Genomic DNA, 731 nt, shown 5'->3' with positions numbered 1-731 from the left:
GCTGCGGCAGTACCTTCCCAAGGGAACCGACCTCTCGGTCTACACACAAGACGAACTCGATGCTATCGCCGACAGCTGGTAAAACCATTTGATTTTGGCTAACCTGGCGTTTTCACTGATGCCGGGGTAGTGGATAAAGTGTGTGGTAGTGCTGGAGGCTGTCGAGCAGCGGCTTTCTTCAGCAGGGTCACTTGCACGGCGGCTGAGGGTCGGGTAGAAAGAGTCCAGTGACCAATCCCAACTGGTTGCGGGTTTCGAATGGGATTCAGCGGTTGTGTGCGCAACGAGCCGTTGATGCATGAAGTGCCCGGCATGGCAAAATGCGCACTGCGAGGTGGTGACCTGACGGGCGAAGTGATTGGGTCTGATGTGGGCAAGCTAGGTCACGGCGCGTTGCACGGGCCAGCGTGCAGCACTCGGCGCGAGAACCCGGATCAGCTGCGTCAGTAATGCCTCAGGTTGATCATCGTGTACGCGAGTGTCTTGAGCGCGTAGTGCACGACACTGATGCGCTCGAAGCGCAGCAGCAGGCGGCGGAACGTGTCTTCCCAGGCGAACACGCGCTCGATGGTGCGAAAGCGTTCCTCGGAGATGGCCTCATCGAAATGACGCTTGCGGCCGCGTTTGTTCTGTTTGCGGTTGCGGGGATTCTCTCAACTGATTGCGGGTTTTCCGAAGGGGCCGAATTTGTCTGCGAGCCCCACCGGGAATGGCTTTCGGAGCTGGCGAGG

Annotated in this window: 1 protein-coding gene; it reads left to right on the top strand. The window is 58.8% G+C overall.

All coding sequences use genetic code 11. The features are described from left to right. Positions 1 to 494: 494 nt before the first annotated feature. A partial coding sequence (locus EVC45_RS46485) for a hypothetical protein (RefSeq protein WP_211193619.1) occupies positions 495 to 731 on the top strand: 237 nt, incomplete at its 3' end.

Source organism: Paraburkholderia sp. UYCP14C, assembly GCF_004197395.1.
Lineage (GTDB): Bacteria > Pseudomonadota > Gammaproteobacteria > Burkholderiales > Burkholderiaceae > Paraburkholderia.
Note: the sequence above shows the minus strand (reverse complement) of the source record. Positions and strands in the feature narration are given on the sequence as shown.